Genomic DNA, 17,561 nt, shown 5'->3' on the forward strand with positions numbered 1-17,561 from the left:
TCTCATCTATCCCTTCGGGGAGGAGGCGCTCACGGCGTGAGCGCGCGGGGCGTAGGAGCGCGGCGAGAACGCGCGCGCCACCAGATCTCTCATGGATTCCAGCGTGCCACCGACGGCACCGAGAGCACGCGCCTGCACGAGCACGTTGCCGATCGCGGTGGCCTCGATGGGCCCCGCGACGACGGGCAGGCCCGACAGGTCGGCCGTGCGCTGGCACAGCAGCTCACCTTGGCTTCCGCCGCCGACCATGTGGATCCGGCGCACCTCCTGGCCGCTGAGCGACGAGGCGGTGCGCACGGCCTCCGCGAAGGCCGTGGCGAGGCTCTCGACGATGGACCGCGCGATCTCGGCGCGGCTCTGCGGCGCGCGCATCCCGTGCTCCTCGCAGTACGCGGCGATCCGGGGCGACATGTCCCCGGGCGGGGAGAAGCGCGGGTCGTTCGCGTCGAACACGGGGATCTCGCCGGTGACCTCGGCCGCCGCGCCGAGCAGCGCGACGAGGTTCACCTGGGCGCCGTCCTCGCGGCTCCACGCCGCGACCGTCTCGTTGAGCAGCCACAGGCCCATGACGTTGTGCAGGAAGCGGGTGCGGCCGTCGACGCCGCCCTCGTTCGTGAAGTTCGCCTCGCGGGCCGCGGTGCTGAGCACCGGTGCCTCCGTCTCGACGCCCACGAGCCCCCACGTGCCGCATGAGATGTACGCGCCGCCGGGCTCGGTCATCGGCGTGGCGACCACGGCCGAGGCGGTGTCGTGCGAGCCGACCGCGATCACCGGCGTCGTCTCCGCGAGCCCTGTCGCCGAGACGACGTGGGGCAGCACCGTGGCGATCGTCTCGCCGGGCTGCACGAGCCGCGGGAAGATCGCACGGGGCAGCCTGAGCCTGTCGATCAGCTCGCCGTCCCACTCCTTGGTGCTCACGTCGAGCAGCCCGGTCGTCGACGCGTTCGTGGACTCCGCGACGGTCGCGCCCGTGAGGTACCAGGCGATGAGGTCGGGGACCAGGAGCATGCGGTCGGCCACGTCGAGCATGCCGACCTCGCGCTCCACCGCGAGCTGATACAGCGTGTTGAACGGCAGGAACTGCAATCCGTTGCGGGCGTAGAGCAGGCTGAAGGGCTCGTCGGCGTGCACCAGTTTCACGCCGTGCGCGGTGCGCTCGTCGCGGTAGTGGAACGGCTCGCCGAGGACGCGGTCGCCGCGCAGCAGCGCGTAGTCGACGGCCCACGAGTCGATGCCGATCGAGGCGATGGTCTCGGTCGCCGCCGCGGACCGCAGGCCCTCGACGACGTGCGCGTAGAGCTGCTGGACGTTCCAATGGAGCCCGTCCGGGGTGGCGAGCGGGCCGTTCGGGAAACGGCCCGCCTGCTCGAGCTCAAGCGTGTTCGGGCCGACGCGGCCGACCATGACGCGACCGGAGGTCGCGCCGAGGTCGACGGCGGCGACCGAGACCGCGCTCATCGGAGGAACGCCGCAGCCACGCCTGCATCCACGGGGATGTGCAGGCCGGTGGTGTGCGTCATGTCGGGGCCGGTGATCATCGCGGCCGCGTTGGCGACGTGCTCGGGGAGCACCTCGCGCTTCAGAATGGTGCGCTGAGCGTAGAACTTGCCCAACTCGTCCTCCTCGATTCCGTAGGTCTTGGCGCGGTTGGCTCCCCAGCCGCCGGCGAAGATGCCGGAGCCGCGGACCACGCCGTCGGGGTTGATGCCGTTCACCTTGATGCCGAACTCTCCGAGCTCGACGGCGAGCAGCCTCACCTGGTGCGCCTGATCCGCCTTGGTGGCGGAGTAGGCGATGTTGTTCGGGCCCGCGAACACGGAGTTCTTGGACGCGATGTAGACGATGTCGCCGCCCATCTCCTGGGCGATCATCACGCGGGCCGCTGCCTGGGAGACCAGGAACGAGCCCTTCGCCATGACGTTGTGCTGGAGGTCCCAGTCCTTGTCGGTGGTCTCGAGCAGCGACTTGGACAGCGACAGGCCCGCGTTGTTCACGACGAGGTCGACGCCTCCGAACGCGAGCACTGCCTCGTTCATGGCCGCGGTGACGGCCTCGGGGTCCGCGACGTTCGCGGCGACTCCCACCGCCACGTCGGGGCCGCCGAGCTCGGCCGCGGCGGCCTGAGCCTTCTCGAGGTCGAGGTCGGCGATGACGACGCACGCGCCGTCGGCCGCGAGGCGGGTCGCGATCGCCTTGCCGATGCCCGAGGCCGCGCCCGTGACGAGCGCGACGCGGGTCGCGTGGGACTTGGGCTTGGGCATCCGCTGGAGCTTGGCCTCCTCGAGCGCCCAGTACTCGATGTTGAACTTCTCGGCGTCGGAGATGGGCGTGTAGGTGGATAGCGCCTCGGCGCCGCGCATCACGTTGATCGCGTTGATGTAGAACTCGCCCGCGACGCGCGCGGTCTGCTTGTTGCGGCCGAAGGAGAACATGCCGACGCCCGGGACCAGGACGATGGCGGGGTCGGCGCCGCGGATCGCGGGTGAGTCCTCGGTCGCGTGAGCGTCGTAGTAGGCCTGGTAGTCGGCCCGGTACTCGTCGTGCAGCTCCTTGAGGCGGACGATGCTGTCCTCGACGGACGCGTCGGCCGGCAGATCGAGCACCATCGGCTTGACCTTGGTGCGCAGGAAGTGGTCGGGGCACGACGTGCCGAGCGCCGCGAGGCGCGGGTGCTCGGATGAGCCGAGGAAGTCGAGCACCACGTCGGCGTCGGTGAAGTGGCCGATCTGCGGCGCATCCATCGAGGCGAGCCCGCGGATCACGGGTGCCAGCGCGGCGGCCTTGGCGCGATCGCGATGCCCGCATCCGGGTGGAGGTGGTCGATGTGGGCGGCGTCGACCAGGCCGTGCATCGCGGTGTCGATCGACGGGGCGGCGCCGCCGCGGCCGTGCAGGCAGTAGTCGAACGCGGCGACCATCTCGTCCTCGCGCTCGACGCCGGGGTAGGTGTCGACGAGGCCGCGCAGGCGGTCGAGGCGAAGGACGGCGAGGCCGTTCGTGCCGAGCGTGCCGAGGTCTCCACCGGAGCCCTTCACCCACATGAGCTCGACGTCGGCCCCGGTGGCGGGGTCGGTCGCGGTGCCCTTGGCGGACGTGTTGCCGCCCGCGAAGTTGGTGTTCTTGGGGTCGGCGCCGAGGCGATTCGATCGGTCGATGAGCGTGTCAGCGACGTTGGGGACTGTCATGCGGGTTTCCTCTCTGGGGACTTGAGGTGGGGTCGTGCGTGGAGGTGTCAGCGGGCTGCGGACCACTCCAGGAGGCGTTCGAGCGTGCGCGCGAAAGCGGGTTCGTCGGGACGGTTGAGATGGCCGTGTACGGTGCCGGCCTCGACGCGGTGCGTCGTGTCGACGCCGGACTCGGCGAGCTGCTGGGCGAAGCGTTCGCCGGACGGCCGGAGGTCGTCGGCCTCGGAGTCGACGATGAGCGTCGGAGGCAGGCCGGCCACGTCGCCGTCGCCGGCGAAGGCGCGGGGGTCGGTCAGCAGCGACTCGTCCCCAGCGACGTAGTTGAGGTTCATGGTGCGGATCACGTGGGCGGGGAAGCGCGCGTCGGCCGGGGTGGTCGCGATCGCGACCGCGGCCTCGGGGCGCGCGGCGGGCATGACCGCGTGCAGCACGGGGTAGGCGAGGAACAGCCCGGCCGGGACGATGCGGTCGTCGCCTTCGCGTGCGCGATCACGCAGCGCCACCGCCGCGCCAGCGGCGAGGTTGGCTCCCGCGCTCGCGCCGCCGAGCAGCACCGCGTCGCGGCCCGCGCCGAGGTCCTCCGCGTGCTCGACCATCCAGTCGAACGCCGCGACCACGTCGTCGTGCGCGGCCGGGAACGGGTGACCGCCGAAGCCGATGCGGCCGCCCTCGAAGTCGGGCTCCGGCGCGAGCCGGTAGTCGACGGACAGCACTGCCCAGCCGCGTTCCGCGAGCCAGGCGGCGACCGCATCGGCCTCGGGCATGTCCAGGTCCCCGAAGGCGAAGGCGCCTCCGTGGACCCAGACGAGGGCGCGCTCGCACGACGCGGAGGCCCGGTACAGGCGCGCCTTCAAGGGTGCGTCCGTACCGGGTGCCTCCACGTCGAGGCGGGTGAGCGTGCGGTGCATGTCTCTTAGGCGCCCCAGCCGGCCTGGACTCCGCCCACGCGCTCCTCGGCGATCTTCGCGAGGTAGCCGGAGGCGAGGAAGGCGGCCATCGGGTCCGCGGGAAGGCCGCGCGACTCGCGCCACTGCGCGAGGTCGGCGCGGACGTCCGTGTAGAAGGCGTCCATCATGATGCCGTTCGCCTTGAGGACGTCGCCCTCGATCTGCGCGGCGGTGAGCGCCTCGCGGTCGATGAGCAGCGCGCGGGCCGTCATCTCCTGGACGTTGAGCACGGAGCGGATCTGGCCCGGGATCTTGTCCTCGATGTTGTGGCACTGGTCGAGCATGAAGGCGGTGTCGCCGTCCTTGCCGTAGCCGCCGCCCCGGATGACCTCGGTGATGATGCGGAACAGCTGGAACGGGTCGGCGGCGCCCACGATGAGGTCGTCGTCCGCGTAGTTGCGCGAGTTGAAGTCGAACGACCCGAGCTTGCCGAGGCGCAGCAGTTGCATGACGATGAACTCGATGTTGGTGCTGGGGGCGTGGTGGCCGGTGTCGAGGCAGACGGTGGCACGCTCGCCGAGCGCGGCGACCTGGGCGTAGCTGGTGCCCCAGTCCGGAACGTCCATGTGGTAGAACGCCGGCTCGAAGATCTTGTACTCGAGGACGAGGCGCTGGTTCTCGCCGATGCGCGCGTAGATCTCCTGCAGCGACTCGTGCATGCGGTCCTGACGGCCGCGCATGTCGTCCTGGCCCGCGTAGTTGGTGCCGTCCGCGAGCCAGATCTTCAGGTCGCGCGACCCGGTGGCATCCATGATGTCGATGCACTCGAGGTGGTGGTCGATCGCCTTGCGACGGATCCGGTCGTCGCGGTGGGCGAGCGAGCCGAGCTTGTAGTCGTCGTCCTGGAACGTGTTCGAGTTGATGGTTCCGAGCGCGACGCCGAGGTCCTCGGCGTGCTTCTTCAGCTCGGAGTAGTCGTCGACCTTGTCCCACGGGATGTGGAGCGCGACGGACGGCGACAGGGCCGTGTACTTGTGCACCTGCGCCGCGTCCGCGATCTTCTCGAACGGGTCGCGGGGGGTGCCGGGGGTGCCGAACACCTTGAAGCGGGTGCCTGAGTTGCCGAAGGCCCACGAGGGCAGCTCGATGGCCTGCTCCTCGAGGCGGGTGGCGATGTCGGGCGTGAAGGCCATCGTGTCTCTCCTTCGAGATCGCGGCGCTGCACGGACCTGAGGTCCAGTCGGCGCCGACCGGTAGTTGAATCGTTTCAAACAGTAGGCCAGAATGGTCGCAGGAGTCAAGCGCGACGGAATGTGCCTGCGCTAGCCTGCACTCCAGGGCATCACGGACGAGGAGGGACGATGGCGGTCAGCGTCAAGGAGGTCGCGGCGCGCGCGGGCGTGTCCGTCGGCACCGTCTCCAACGTCATCAACAGACCCGACATGGTCAAGGCCGAGACGGTGGAGAAGGTCCACGCCGCGATCGACGAGCTCGGCTACGTCCCCAACGCCGCGGCTCAGGCGCTGCGCGAGGGCCAGAGCCGCAGCATCGGCTTCATCGCGCTCGACGCGAGCAACCCGTTCTTCACCGACGTCGCGCTCGGCGCCGAGCGGCAGGCCGCTCGCGAGGGCCTCAGCGTGCTGCTCGCCAACTCGGACGAGAGCGTCGAGCGCGAGCGGTCCCACATCGAGCTGTTCGAGCGCGGTCGCGTGCGCGGACTTCTCGTATCGCCGCTCGTCGAGGACCTCGCGCGCCTGCGCGACGTGCGCCGCCGCGGCATCCCCGTCGTGCTGGTCGACCGGGGAACCGAGGACACGTCGTTCGCGTCGGTCTCGGTTGACGACGTGGCGGGAGGCGAGCTGGCGGCGCGCCACCTCCTCGATGGGGGGCGCAGGCGGCTCGCCTTCGTCGGAGGTCCGACGAGCCTCCGCCAGGTCACGGATCGCTATCGCGGCGCGGCCGCGGCGGTCGCGAGCGTGGACGATGCCAGCATCGAGTTCGTGGAGACCATGGCGTTGTCGCTGAGAGGCGGCATGCGGGTCGGCGCCGAGCTGCGCCCGCGTGTCGCCGCGGGTGAGATCGACGCCATCTTCGCGGCGAACGACCTGCTCGCGATCGGCCTCCAACAGGGGCTGCTCGGCGGCGACGAGCCCGTCGCGATCCCTGGCGACGTCGCTCTCGTCGGCTACGACGACATCTCGTTCGCGGCGGCCGCGGTCGTGCCCATCACGTCCGTGCGCCAGCCGCGCGAGCTCATCGGCGAGACTGCTGTCACGCTGCTCGAGGAGCTGCGGGAGCCGGGCGCGGAGCCGCGCCAGGTCGTGTTCGAGCCCGAGCTTGTCGCCCGCGCGTCGTCCGCGTCGCGCTAGCCTCCCGCGCGACCGACGCGTGCACCGGGTGCCGCATCGTCCCTGGTTCCAGGGTGACACGGGGCTGGGCATCGTCTCCTCCCGGCGGTAGCGTGGAGGCATGAGGACGATGCGACGTCCGGCGGTCCTGGCGGTGCCCCTGGTGGGGTTGCTGGTGGTCTCCGGGTGCAAGCCGATCGGGACCGGGGAATCGAACGCGGTCGGCACCGTGGCCTCGGTCGCCGTCGCGGATGACGTCGTGTCGCTGTCCTTCATCCCGGACGCCGGCTACGAGTACTACTCGGGCACGATCTTCGACGTCGGCCCCGAGGTGGGCGTGTGGGACGCCGACTGGGGGACGATGGCCGCGACCGACATCTCCGCTGGCGCCACGATCGAGGTGTGGGCCGCCGTGTGCGCCGAGTCCTACCCCGTGCAGTGCGACGTGACCGGGGTACGGGTCCTCGACTAGGCCGGGCGGCGGCCGATCGCCGCCCCGCATCGTCCTGTCTCCAGCCGTCGGCGACCGTGCTCACGCGCCGATAGAATCGGCAGGTGACTCCCGAGCAGCTCAGCGAAGCAATCCGTGCCGCCCTTCTTCAGGGGATCGACGACAGCGACTTCCAGCTGTCCCCGTTCGATGTCCCGGAGGACATCCGCGTGGAGCGACCGCGCCAGCGCGAGCACGGCGACTGGTCCACCAACGTCGCGATGCAGCTCGCGAAGAAGGCCGGCACGAACCCTCGCGAGTTCGCGACGACCCTCGCCGAGCGCCTCGGCGAGATCGACGGCATCGACACGGCGGAGGTCGCCGGCCCCGGCTTCCTCAACATCCGCCTCGCGGCCGGCGCCGCGGGTGAGCTCGCCCGCACGATCGTCCTTGCGAACGGCGCGTACGGGCGCGGCGAGACGCTCAAGGGCGTCACCGTGAACCTCGAGTTCGTCTCCGCGAACCCGACCGGTCCCGTGCACCTCGGCGGCGCTCGCTGGGCTGCGGTCGGCGACTCGCTCGCGCGCCTGCTCGAGTTCCACGAGGCCCGCGTGATCCGCGAGTACTACTTCAACGACCACGGCTCGCAGATCGACAACTTCGCGAAGTCGCTGGTCGCCGCGATCAAGGGCGAGGACACGCCCGAGAACGGCTACGGCGGCGACTACATCCTCGAGACCGCGAACCGCGTGCTCATCGAGGCCATGGAGGTCGGCGAGAAGGACCCCCTTGAGCTCGAGGCCGACGAGATGCAGGAGTTCTTCCGCTCGCGTGGGGTTCACCTCATGTTCGACGAGGTGAAGTCCTCGCTGCACGACTTCGGCGTCGACTTCGACGTGTACTTCCACGAGGACTCGCTCCACGAGTCCGGCAAGGTCGACAAGGCGGTCAAGGAGCTCAAGGAGTCCGGCGCCCTGTACGAGGCCGACGGCGCGTGGTGGCTGAAGTCCACCGACCACGGCGACGACAAGGACCGCGTCGTCATCAAGTCCGACGGCAACGCCGCGTACATCGCGGGCGACATCGCCTACATCCGCGACAAGCACGAGCGCGGCGCTGACCTATGCATCTACCTGCTCGGCGCCGACCACCACGGCTACATCGCGCGCCTCAAGGCCGCCGCGGCCGCGCTCGGCTACGACCCCGACACCGTCGAGGTCATCATCGGGCAGCTCGTGAACCTCGTGAAGGACGGTCAGCCCGTCCGCATGTCCAAGCGCGCGGGCACGGTCGTCACGATGCACGACCTGGTCGACGCCGTCGGCGTGGACGCCGCGCGCTACGCGCTCGCCCGCTCGAGCGCCGACTCGACGATCGACATCGACCTCGACCTGCTCGCGTCCGCGACCAACGCGAACCCCGTCTTCTACGTCCAGTACGCGCACGCCCGCACCGCGGGCGTCGCCCGCAACGCGGCCGAGTACGGCATCGAGCTCGACAAGGGCTTCGACGCGTCGCTGCTCACGCACGAGTCCGAGGCCGCGCTGCTGGGCGTGCTCGGCGAGTTCCCGCGCGTCGTCGCCCAGGCGGTCGAGTACCGCGAGCAGCACCGCGTCGCCCGCTACCTCGAGGACGTGGCCGCTGCGTTCAACAAGTGGTACGACCGCACGCGCGTCACCCCGCTGGGCGACGAGGAGGTCACGGACCTGCACCACACGCGCCTGTGGCTCAACGACGCCACCGGCATGGTGCTGCGCACGGGGCTCCACTTGCTCGGCGTCTCCGCCCCCGAGAGGATGTAAGGCGTGAGCGCAGTCTGGTCCCGGACAGTCGAGCGCGGCGACGACGGGGCGCTGCGCGTCGGCGGGTGCGACGTGCGCGAGCTCGCGGGCGAGTTCGGCACGCCGCTGTACATCGTCGACGAGGTGGACCTGCGCGCGCGGGCCGCCGCGTTCCGCGACCACTTCACCGCGGCCTTCGGCCGACACGGCACGAAGTGCGACGTCTACTACGCGAGCAAGTCGTTCCTGTCCTCGCGCGTGACCCGCTGGATGCTCGACGAGGACCTCCGCATGGACGTCGCGTCGGGCGGCGAGCTCGAGATCGCTCTGCGAGGCGGGATGCCGCCCGAGCGCATCGGCCTGCACGGCAACAACAAGTCCGACGCGGAGATCGAGCGCGCGCTCCGCGTGGGCGTGGGGCGCATCGTCGTCGACTCGCTCGACGAGATCGAGATCCTCGACGCGATCGCCTACGAGCTCGGCGTGACCGCGCCCGTGATGGTGCGCATCACGACCGGCGTGCACGCCGGCGGCCACGAGTACATCGCCACGAGCCACGAGGACCAGAAGTTCGGGCTGTCGCTCGCCTCCGGCGCGGCGCTCGAGGCGCTGCGGAGGGTTCACGCCGCCGACAGCCTTGAGTTGCAGGGCATCCACACCCACATCGGCTCGCAGATCCTGTCGGTCGACGCGTTCCGCGAGTCCGCGACCCGCATGTTCGGTCTTCGCGCGCAGTTCGCGGCCGAGTCCGGGATCGAGGTGCCCGAGGTGGACCTGGGCGGCGGCTACGCGATCTCGTACCTCCCGGGCGCCGAGGCGATCGAGCCCGAGCGCGCGGCCTTCGAGATCGCCGACGCCGTCGCATCGTCCCTGGAAGAGGCAGGCGGCACGTGGCCGCGCATCTCGATCGAGCCCGGCCGCGCCATCTCGGGACCCGCCGGCATGACGCTCTACCGCGTCGGCGTCGTCAAGATGGTGAACCTCGAGGAGGGCGGCCACCGCACGTACGTGGCGGTCGACGGCGGCATGAGCGACAACATGCGCCCCATCACCTACGGCGCCGACTACACGGCGACGCTCGCGGCTCGACTCTCGGAGGAGCCGCCGAGGCTCAGCCGCGTGGTCGGCAAGCACTGCGAGAGCGGTGACGTGGTCGTGCGCAACGTCGAGCTGCCCGGCGACGTGAGCAGAGGAGACCTGCTCGCGGTCGCCGCGACCGGCGCGTACGGGCGCACGATGGCGAACAACTACAACGCGCTGCTGCGCCCGGCGGTCGTGTCCGTGAAGGACGGCGAGGCGACCGTGCACATCCGCCGCGACACCATGGCGGACCTGCTCAGCTGGGACGTCGCGCCCGAGTAGCGGCGGGCTGGACACGGCCTGCTCGATCGCGCCAGAGTGTCAGGCGTGACGAACATTCCTACGCCCGATCGGATCGTCGCGGTGACGGCGCCGCGTTCCTGGAGCCTCGGTGAGACGCCGTGGGCCGGGGCGGGGCCGCTGCCTCCGAGGTATCGCGTCATCGTCGACAACGACTTCTCCGGCGACCCGGACGACGTGTTCCAGCTCGTACATCACCTGCTGTCGCCGAGCGTCGACGTGCGGCTCGTCGTCGGCTCGCACCTGAGCGAGGACGATCCCTTCGATCCTGGTCCCGACACCGCGTCTCATGCGGTCCTCGTCGCGCGAGAGGTGTTCGCGCGCCTCGGGCTGGCCGATCACGACCGCATCGTCCTCGGCGCCCAGGCCGCGTTGCCGGACACGTCGACCGCTGTGGACTCGCCCGCCGCGCGCGCGATCATCGCGGAGGCGATGCGGGAGGACACGGATCTGCCGCTGTTCTATGCGGCCGGCGGAGGCCTGACGGACCTCGCCTCGGCGCTCCTCCTGGAACCTGCCATCGCGTCGCGGCTCACGCTCGTGTGGATCGGTGGTCCGGAGCACGAGGGCCTCGCAACGCCGCCGCCCGGCGGCAGCGCGATCGAGTACAACCTCGCGATCGACGTGGCCGCGGCGCAGGTCGTCTTCGCCTCCGAGGCAACGATCTGGCAGGTGCCGCGCGACGCGTATCGCCGTTGCCTCGTGTCGTTCGCGGAGCTGCGGGCGCGCGTGCGTGCCACCGGACCGCTCGGCGCCTACTTGCACGACGAGGCGCTCGAGATCCTGCGCGGCGCCGTCGAGCACTCGGGTCGCGGCGCGGGCGAGGCGTACGCGCTCGGTGACCAGCCGCTCGTGCTCCTCACCGCCCTGCAGTCGCCCTTCGAGCCCGACCCGAGCAGCAGCGAGTACGTGGTCATGCCGACGCCCGCGATCACCGCGGAGGGGACGTACCAGCCCGTCGAGGGCGCGCGCCCGATGCGCGTCTACACGGGCTTCGACACGCGCATGATGTTCGAGGATCTCTACGCGAAGCTCGCCGAGCACGCCGCCTGGCAGCGCGCTGGTGGGAGCTGAGCGCAGGATCTGAAGCAGAATCCGCACCCAGCTCCCACAAGGACGCACGACCCCCTAGAGAGCGGCCTTGACCGCTGCCGCGAGGGAGGTGGGCTCGCGACCGATGAGGTCCGCGAGGTCGGTCGACTCGGTGTGCAGGTCGCCGAGCGCGATCGAGCCGTCGATCGAGGCCCAGAAGCCGGCGACGCCCTCGGGCATGCCGGCCTCGACCATGCCCGCGGTGAGCTGCTCGACGGTCACGTTCGTGTAGGCGATCTCCTTGCCGGTGGCCTCGGACACGGCGGCCGCGAGGTCGGCGAGCGTGAAGGCGGGACCTCCGAGCTCGTAGACGGGCTTGACCGTGTCCGCGACGGCGGCGGCCGCGGCGGCCTCCGCGAAGTCCTGGCGGGTGGCCGCGGAGATGAGGCCGTCGCGCGCGGCGCCGACGATCCCGCCGCGCTCCAGGTAGGAGCCGATCTGCGCGGTGTAGTTCTCGGTGTACCAGGAGTTGCGCAGCGCGGTGGTCTCGAGCGGGGACTCGGCGAGCAGGCCCTCGGTCGCGATGTGCTCGGGCGCGAGGCCGTTCGTCGTGTCGTCCGCCTTGAGCAGCGACGTGTAGACGATGCGCTGCACGCCCGCCGCCTCAGCGGCGGTGATCACGGCCTGGTGCTGGGGGAGGCGCTTGCCGGGCTCGGACGCGGAGACGAGGACGAGGCGGTCGACGCCCTCGAGGGCGGTCGCAAGGGTCTCGGGCTCGTCGTAGTCGGCGGTGCGGGTGCGGACGCCGAGGTCGGCGAGGTCCTCGACCTTGGCGGTGTCACGCGCGAGCGCGATCACGTCGAACGGCGAGATGTGCAGGTCGAGCAGCGCGTGGACGATCTTGCGTCCGAGCTGGCCCGAGGCCCCGGTGACGGCGTAGGTGGTCATGGCATCCCTTTCATACAGGCGCGACGTGTTCGCGACGCTCGTACTAACTATTCGAAAGTACTATCTATTCCGCAGTGCTGGTGACGTATTCTTGAACGCGTGACCGCCGATGCCCAGGATGCCTCCGCGCCGAGCCAGGAGCTCGTCGCCGACGTCTTCGCGCGCGCCTGCAGCTCGCGCGCGGCCTTCGAGGTCGTCACCGGGAAGTGGGCCTCGCTCGTGCTGCTCGCCCTGGTCGAGGGCCCGCATCGCTTCGGCGAGCTGCGCCGCCACGTCGAGGGCGTGAGCGAGAAGATGCTGTCGCAGGCGCTCCACTCCCTCGAGCGCGAGGGGCTCGTGGCGCGCACCGACCACGGGACCGTTCCGCCTCGCGTCGACTACGCGCTCACGCCGCTCGGGGCGGACATCGCGACCCGGTTGCGCGGCGTCGCGGACCTGCTTCAGGGCGCGGTGCCCGACCTGGACCGCTCGCGCGCTGAGTACGACTCCGAGGGAGCGCGCGTCGAGTAGACGGGGCTCCCGCGAGAGCCGCGCGGCGGTCGAGCGAGCGGCTCAGACCCGCGCCCACGCGCCGAGCGCGTCGACCGCCTCGACGATCTCATCCATCACGCGGTCGAAGACCGCCTGCGGATGCGACCACGGATCGTCGAGGCTCCTGAGCGGCACCTCGGCGCGCAGCCGCTCGGCATGCAGGGACGATGCGGCCGCGACCAGTCGCTCGGCCGGGGTGTCCCCGGGCGGGGTCGCGGCCCGCTCGGACAGGTCGACCGCCTCCTTGAGGCCGAACACGTGGTCGGGCAGGAGCCCCTCGCTCTGCGAGATCCACCGAGAATGCTGGCTCGTCGCGACGAGGACGAGGTCGGCCCAGCCGATGAGCTCGGAGTCGAGCTGCGTGGGCCGGTGGCGGGGCATCTCAAGCCCCGCGCGCTCGCGGGCCGACCTGCGGATCTCCCGGGTCGCGTCCATCCCGATCTCGGCCCACGTGCCCGCGGACCTCACCTCAGCGGCGGATCCCCACTCGCGCGCCGCGAGGTAGTGCATCGCGGGGGAGCGGCAGATGTTGCCGGAGCAGATCATGAGGACGCGGGCGGGACGGGTCATGGCTCCAGGCTAAGGTCTGGCTCCGGATCAGCCCTCCGCGCGGCCCGCGCCTCGACCCGCCGCCGCGCCCTGGCCTCGCGTCGCACGACGACGACGCTCGGCTCATCGTCCTCCTTGCCGTCGAGCACTCCCTCGAGCCGCTTGAGCGCCGCGACGATCACGAAGCTCAGCGACACGAGCAGCGCCCACGAGCCGACCTTGCCGACGTGCACCATCGTCCAGTGGATCAGCTGGTCCGGGTACGCCCAGGCACCCAGCAACGTGGCCGCGTTCTCGGCGAACCACAGCGCGAGGCCGATCGCGACGAAGGACAGCAGCAGCGGCATCCGGTACCGGTGCTCGCGCACCGTGAGGTGGACGAGGGTGCCGCGCGTCTCGATGAGGAACCCCGCGGCGATCAGCCACCGCAGGTCCGGGATCCAGTGGTGGGTGAAGAAGTTCGCGTACGCCGCGACCGCGAGGAACGTCATCGGCCACAGTCGGAACCCGGTCACCCTGAGGTCGAAGCGACGCCACGCCTGGACGATGTAGGAGCCGACGGCTGCGTACATGAAGCCCGAGTACAGGGGCACTCCTGCGACCTTCGACCACGCCTCGTCCGGATAGACCCACGACCCCACATGCACCTTGAAGATCTCGAGCGCGAGTCCCACGAGGTGGAACACGAGGATCACGCCCACCTCGCGCGTCGTCTCCCACCCGGTCGCCCACAGGATCCCCGTGAGAGCCACGGCGAAGATCAGCAGCGCGTCGTAGCGCGGGATCGGGAGCTCGACCACGGACGTCAGCGCGAGCGCGGCGAAGATCGCCAGCGCGAACACCAGCGACTGGAGCTCGAGCCAGACGAAGCCGACCCCGAAGCGCCACAGCCGACGCGGCCGCCAGCGCTCGGGGTCCAGGACATTGCGTTCCCCCACCCGGCCCATCCTGCCCCACGCGACCAGCGATCCGGGGGAGCGGAGGGCGACTGACGCATCGTCCTCATGCCTGGCGCGCATCGTCCGCCCGCCCCCGTGCGCATCGTCCCCTCGCCGGGACGATGCGAGGCCCGGCGGCCGTGCTCGCTCGGCTAGGCTGGGGGGCGTGTCTGGAGCGCTGAAAGACCCTGTCAAGGTAGCCGTACTCGGGTGCGGAACGGTCGGGACCCAGGTGGTGAGGCTGCTCACGGAGCAGGCCGACGACCTGGCGTGGCGCGTAGGCGCGCCCGTGACCCTCGCCGGCGTGTACGTGCGGGACACCTCGGTGCCCCGCGACGCCGTCGTCCCGGTCGACGCCCTGACGTCCGACGCCGACGCGCTCATCGCGTCAGCCGACGTGGTCGTCGAGGTGATGGGCGGCCTCGAGCCCGCCCGCACGATGATCCTCAAGGCGATCGAGGCCGGCGCAGGCGTCGTGACCGCGAACAAGGCGCTGCTCGCCGCTCACGGCCCCGAGCTGTACGAGGCCGCCGACGCCGCGGGCGTCGACATGTACTACGAGGCCGCGGTCGCGGGAGCCATCCCGATCGTTCGCCCCGTGCGCGAGTCGCTCGCGGGCGACCACATCACCCGCATCCTTGGCATCGTCAACGGCACCACGAACTACGTGCTCGACGAGATGACCACCAAGGGCCTCGCGTACGGCGACGTCGTCGCGGAGGCGCAGCGTCTCGGCTACGCCGAGGCCGATCCGACCGCCGATGTCGAGGGCTTCGACGCCGCCGCCAAGGCCGCGATCCTCGCCTCGCTCGCGTTCCACCAGCGGGTCTCGCTCGACGACGTGTTCCGTGAGGGCATCTCCCAGGTGACCAAGGACGACGTCGCCGCGGCCGCGGAGTCCGGCCACGTCATCAAGCTGCTCGCGATCGCCGAGCGCGCCGCCGACGGTGTGGCCGTGCGTGTGCACCCCGCGCTCGTCCCGCTCGCGCATCCCCTCGCCGGGGTCCACGGCGCGTTCAACGCCGTCTTCATCGAGGCCGAGGCCGCGGGCGAGCTCATGTTCTACGGCCAGGGAGCCGGCGGCGCGCCCACCGCGTCGGCTGTGCTCGGCGACATCGTCTCGGTCGCGCGCCACCGCGCGCAGGGCGGTCGCGGCCCTCTCGAGTCGCACTACGCCGACCACCCCGTGCTGTCGATCGACGCCGTCTCCTCGCGCTTCCAGCTGCGCATGCACGTGGTCGACAGGCCCGGCATGCTCGCGTCGATCGCCTCGACGCTCGGCAACCGCGGGGTCTCGATCGAGACCGTGCGGCAGAAGCCCGCGCAGCACGAGACCCACGCGGAGCTCGTCATCGCGACGCACCGCGCGCCCGAATCCGACATGGCACGCGTGCTCGAGGACCTCCGCGCCCTCGACGCCGTGCTCGACATCAGCTCCGTGCTGCGAATCGAGGGGGAGTGATGGCCCACGTCTGGAACGGCATCATCCGCGAGTACCTGGACCGTCTTCCGTTCTCCGAGGACGACCGGATCATCACGCTCGGCGAGGGAGGCACGCCGCTCGTGCCCGCGCCGTCCATCTCGGACGAGGTCGGCGCGAACGTCTTCGTGAAGGTCGAGGGGATGAACCCCACCGGCTCCTTCAAGGACCGCGGCATGACCTCCGCGATCACGCAGGTCGTGAAGGACGGCGACCACACCGTCGTGTGCGCGTCGACCGGCAACACGTCCGCCTCGGCCGCGGCCTACGCCGCGCACGCAGGGCTGCGCTGCGTCGTGATGATCCCGCAGGGCAAGATCGCCGCGGGCAAGATGGCGCAGGCGATCGTGCACGGCGCCGAGCTCGTGCAGGTGGACGGCAACTTCGACGAGTGCCTCGACATCGTGCGCGACCTCTCGGACAACTACCCCATCGCGCTCGTGAACTCGGTCAACCCGTACCGCCTCCAGGGGCAGAAGACCGCGGCGTTCGAGATCGTCGACCAGCTCGGCGACGCCCCCGACATCCACATGCTCCCCGTCGGCAACGCCGGCAACATCTCCGCCTACTGGATGGGGTTCAAGGAGGCGCTCTCCTCTGGGGACGCGACCCGCCTGCCCAAGATCTGGGGTGTGCAGGCCGCCGGCGCGGCGCCGTTCGTCGCGGGCCACCCGATCAAGGACCCCGAGACCGTCGCCACCGCGATCCGCATCGGCAAGCCCGCGTCCTGGGACCTCGCGGTCGCTGCCCGCGACGAGTCCGGCGGCTGGATCCGCGCCGTGTCCGACCAGCAGATCCTCAACGCGCAGGCGCGCCTCGCGGCCGACGTCGGCGTGTTCGTGGAGCCTGCCTCGGCCGCTCCGATCGCGGGGCTTCTCGCGGCCGCCGCGCTCGGCGAGGTGCCTGCCGGGGCCACGATCACGTGCACCGTCACGGGCAACGGCCTCAAGGACACCGCGACCGCGCTCGCGGGCCGCGAGATCGAGCCCACCGTGATCCCCGTCGACACCGAGGCCGCCGCGCGCGTGCTCGGCCTGTAGCCATGCGTATCGCCGCCGACCACGTGCGGGTCTCCGCGCCCGCGACCGCCGGGAACCTCGGCCCCGGATTCGACTCGCTCGGCATGGCGCTGGGCGTCCGCGACGAGCTCGAGGTGCGCGCGATCGCGTCGCGCGAGATCGAGATGGAGATCGTCGGCGAGGGCGAGGCGACCCTGCCTCGCGACGAGTCGCACCTGGTGGTCCAGGCGATCCGTGCGGCGCTCGACCACGTCGGCGCGTCGCAGACCGGGCTGGCCATTCGCGCGACGAACCGGATCCCCCACGGACGAGGACTGGGATCGTCGGCCGCGGCCGTCGTCGCGGGCATCACCGCGGCGCGCGCCATGATCGCCGAGCCGGAGGCGCTGGACCGTGCCGAGGCGCTGCGCCTCGCGACCGTGTTCGAGGGTCACCCCGACAATGCCGCGCCCGCGATCTACGGCGGGGCGACCGTCGCGTGGACCTCATCCGATGGTCCGCTCGCTGCCGCGCTCGAGGTCGGCGACCAGATCGAGACGGCCGTGCTCGTCCCAGGGGCGACGCTTCCCACCAAGGAGGCCCGCGCGGTGCTTCCCGCGCAGGTCCCGCACACGCACGCGGCGTTCAACGCGGGCCGCTCCGCGCTGCTCGTGCACGCGCTCGCCGGCCGTCCCGAGCTGCTGTTCCCCGCGACGGAGGACAAGCTCCACCAGGGCTACCGGGCCGACGTGCTCGGGCCCGCGACCTCGCTGCTGCGGGCGCTGCGGGAGCGCGGCCTGGCCGCGGTGATCTCGGGCGCCGGCCCGTCGGTGCTCGTGCTCGGCTCGGGCCTCGAGGAGGCGGGACTCGGCTCGGGGATGCCCGAGGAGCTCCAGGGCGTCGGCGACTCCGCGTGGCGCTGCATCCACACGGTCGGCCGCGTGGCCGGTGCCACGGGCGAGCCCGTCGGGGTCTGACCTCCGGGGTGCCTCCGTGCCTCTAGTCCTGGAATCTCTGGAATCCCTGGAATCGCGTCGTACATTCCTTTGAGTGTGGTTCTGCGGGCCATTGAGGT

Annotated in this window: 15 protein-coding genes and 1 pseudogene; 9 read left to right on the top strand and 7 right to left on the bottom strand. The window is 71.1% G+C overall.

Annotated features, from left to right (window positions below; translation table 11 throughout):
- Nucleotides 1-6 precede the first annotated feature (6 nt).
- The 4 genes and pseudogenes from AOP78_RS02660 to rhaI all read right to left on the bottom strand — a co-directional run bounded on the left by AOP78_RS02660 (nucleotide 7) and on the right by rhaI (nucleotide 5,264).
- Nucleotides 7-1,458, bottom strand: coding sequence for a rhamnulokinase (locus AOP78_RS02660; RefSeq protein WP_062201182.1), 1,452 nt, complete (start codon nucleotides 1,456-1,458; stop codon nucleotides 7-9).
- Nucleotides 1,455-3,184 (bottom strand): annotated as a pseudogene (gene rhaD / locus AOP78_RS02665) (bifunctional rhamnulose-1-phosphate aldolase/short-chain dehydrogenase). The gene AOP78_RS02660 and the pseudogene rhaD overlap by 4 nt, the downstream one beginning before the upstream one ends.
- A 47-nt stretch (nucleotides 3,185-3,231) precedes the next feature.
- Complete coding sequence (locus AOP78_RS02670; protein ID WP_062201184.1) at nucleotides 3,232-4,092, bottom strand: alpha/beta hydrolase; 861 nt, start codon at nucleotides 4,090-4,092, stop codon at nucleotides 3,232-3,234.
- A 5-nt stretch (nucleotides 4,093-4,097) separates the two neighbouring features.
- The gene (gene rhaI / locus AOP78_RS02675) at nucleotides 4,098-5,264 is read right to left on the bottom strand and encodes an L-rhamnose isomerase (protein ID WP_062201189.1); all 1,167 of its coding nucleotides are present in this window, start codon (nucleotides 5,262-5,264) and stop codon (nucleotides 4,098-4,100) included.
- A gap of 168 nt (nucleotides 5,265-5,432) precedes the next feature.
- On the opposite strand from rhaI, the gene AOP78_RS02680 reads away from it, so the two are divergent.
- The 5 genes from AOP78_RS02680 to AOP78_RS02700 all read left to right on the top strand — a co-directional run bounded on the left by AOP78_RS02680 (nucleotide 5,433) and on the right by AOP78_RS02700 (nucleotide 11,084).
- On the top strand, nucleotides 5,433-6,440 hold the full coding sequence (locus AOP78_RS02680; RefSeq protein WP_062201192.1) for a LacI family DNA-binding transcriptional regulator: 1,008 nt from the start codon (nucleotides 5,433-5,435) through the stop codon (nucleotides 6,438-6,440).
- Between the two features lie 100 nt (nucleotides 6,441-6,540).
- Nucleotides 6,541-6,891: a hypothetical protein gene (locus AOP78_RS02685; protein ID WP_062201197.1), complete on the top strand. Its 351-nt coding sequence runs from the start codon at nucleotides 6,541-6,543 to the stop codon at nucleotides 6,889-6,891.
- Between the two features lie 83 nt (nucleotides 6,892-6,974).
- Entirely contained in the window at nucleotides 6,975-8,651 is a 1,677-nt protein-coding gene (gene argS / locus AOP78_RS02690; protein WP_062201200.1) for an arginine--tRNA ligase, read from the top strand.
- A gap of 3 nt (nucleotides 8,652-8,654) precedes the next feature.
- Entirely contained in the window at nucleotides 8,655-9,992 is a 1,338-nt protein-coding gene (gene lysA, locus AOP78_RS02695) for a diaminopimelate decarboxylase (RefSeq protein WP_062201202.1), read from the top strand.
- A gap of 45 nt (nucleotides 9,993-10,037) precedes the next feature.
- Complete coding sequence (locus AOP78_RS02700; protein WP_083979723.1) at nucleotides 10,038-11,084, top strand: nucleoside hydrolase; 1,047 nt, start codon at nucleotides 10,038-10,040, stop codon at nucleotides 11,082-11,084.
- Nucleotides 11,085-11,138: 54 nt separating this feature from the next.
- Here AOP78_RS02700 and AOP78_RS02705 read toward each other — a convergent pair whose 3' ends face one another.
- Nucleotides 11,139-11,990: an SDR family oxidoreductase gene (locus AOP78_RS02705; protein ID WP_062201205.1), complete on the bottom strand. Its 852-nt coding sequence runs from the start codon at nucleotides 11,988-11,990 to the stop codon at nucleotides 11,139-11,141.
- Nucleotides 11,991-12,089: 99 nt separating this feature from the next.
- Between AOP78_RS02705 and AOP78_RS02710 the strand changes: the two genes are divergently transcribed.
- The gene (locus tag AOP78_RS02710) at nucleotides 12,090-12,500 is read left to right on the top strand and encodes a winged helix-turn-helix transcriptional regulator (RefSeq protein ID WP_062201207.1); all 411 of its coding nucleotides are present in this window, start codon (nucleotides 12,090-12,092) and stop codon (nucleotides 12,498-12,500) included.
- Nucleotides 12,501-12,542: 42 nt separating this feature from the next.
- Here the strand turns inward: AOP78_RS02710 and AOP78_RS02715 are convergent, their stop codons facing one another.
- A complete protein-coding gene (locus AOP78_RS02715) occupies nucleotides 12,543-13,091 on the bottom strand; it encodes an arsenate reductase/protein-tyrosine-phosphatase family protein (protein WP_062201211.1) in 549 nt (182 codons plus the stop codon).
- On the bottom strand, nucleotides 13,088-14,008 hold the full coding sequence (locus AOP78_RS02720) for a DUF817 domain-containing protein (RefSeq protein WP_236685268.1): 921 nt from the start codon (nucleotides 14,006-14,008) through the stop codon (nucleotides 13,088-13,090). The genes AOP78_RS02715 and AOP78_RS02720 overlap by 4 nt, the downstream gene beginning before the upstream one ends.
- A gap of 178 nt (nucleotides 14,009-14,186) precedes the next feature.
- Here AOP78_RS02720 and AOP78_RS02725 point away from each other — a divergent pair, with 178 nt between their 5' ends.
- The 3 genes from AOP78_RS02725 to thrB are packed head-to-tail and all read left to right on the top strand — an operon-like array spanning nucleotide 14,187 to nucleotide 17,463.
- Nucleotides 14,187-15,470 carry a homoserine dehydrogenase gene (locus AOP78_RS02725; RefSeq protein ID WP_062201688.1) on the top strand — a complete coding sequence of 428 codons (1,284 nt, stop codon included), beginning with the start codon at nucleotides 14,187-14,189 and terminating at the stop codon, nucleotides 15,468-15,470.
- Nucleotides 15,470-16,528, top strand: a complete 1,059-nt coding sequence (gene thrC / locus AOP78_RS02730) for a threonine synthase (RefSeq protein ID WP_062201215.1) — start codon at nucleotides 15,470-15,472, stop codon at nucleotides 16,526-16,528. The genes AOP78_RS02725 and thrC overlap by 1 nt, the downstream gene beginning before the upstream one ends.
- Nucleotides 16,529-16,530: 2 nt before the next feature.
- The gene (gene thrB / locus AOP78_RS02735; protein WP_062201218.1) at nucleotides 16,531-17,463 is read left to right on the top strand and encodes a homoserine kinase; all 933 of its coding nucleotides are present in this window, start codon (nucleotides 16,531-16,533) and stop codon (nucleotides 17,461-17,463) included.
- Nucleotides 17,464-17,561 lie beyond the last annotated feature (98 nt).

Source organism: Demequina salsinemoris (assembly GCF_000974805.1).
GTDB lineage: Bacteria > Actinomycetota > Actinomycetes > Actinomycetales > Demequinaceae > Demequina > Demequina salsinemoris.

Excerpts from the sequence above, each read along its gene's own strand:
- thrB (WP_062201218.1), top strand. The coding sequence starts at position 16,531 with ATGCGTATCGCCGCCGACCACGTGCGGGTCTCCGCGCCCGCGACCGCC.
- AOP78_RS02705 (WP_062201205.1), bottom strand. The coding sequence starts at position 11,990 with ATGACCACCTACGCCGTCACCGGGGCCTCGGGCCAGCTCGGACGCAAG.
- AOP78_RS02680 (WP_062201192.1), top strand. The coding sequence starts at position 5,433 with ATGGCGGTCAGCGTCAAGGAGGTCGCGGCGCGCGCGGGCGTGTCCGTC.
- AOP78_RS02660 (WP_062201182.1), bottom strand. The coding sequence starts at position 1,458 with ATGAGCGCGGTCTCGGTCGCCGCCGTCGACCTCGGCGCGACCTCCGGT.
- AOP78_RS02670 (WP_062201184.1), bottom strand. The coding sequence starts at position 4,092 with ATGCACCGCACGCTCACCCGCCTCGACGTGGAGGCACCCGGTACGGAC.
- rhaI (WP_062201189.1), bottom strand. The coding sequence starts at position 5,264 with ATGGCCTTCACGCCCGACATCGCCACCCGCCTCGAGGAGCAGGCCATC.
- AOP78_RS02685 (WP_062201197.1), top strand. The coding sequence starts at position 6,541 with ATGAGGACGATGCGACGTCCGGCGGTCCTGGCGGTGCCCCTGGTGGGG.
- thrC (WP_062201215.1), top strand. The coding sequence starts at position 15,470 with ATGGCCCACGTCTGGAACGGCATCATCCGCGAGTACCTGGACCGTCTT.
- AOP78_RS02715 (WP_062201211.1), bottom strand. The coding sequence starts at position 13,091 with ATGACCCGTCCCGCCCGCGTCCTCATGATCTGCTCCGGCAACATCTGC.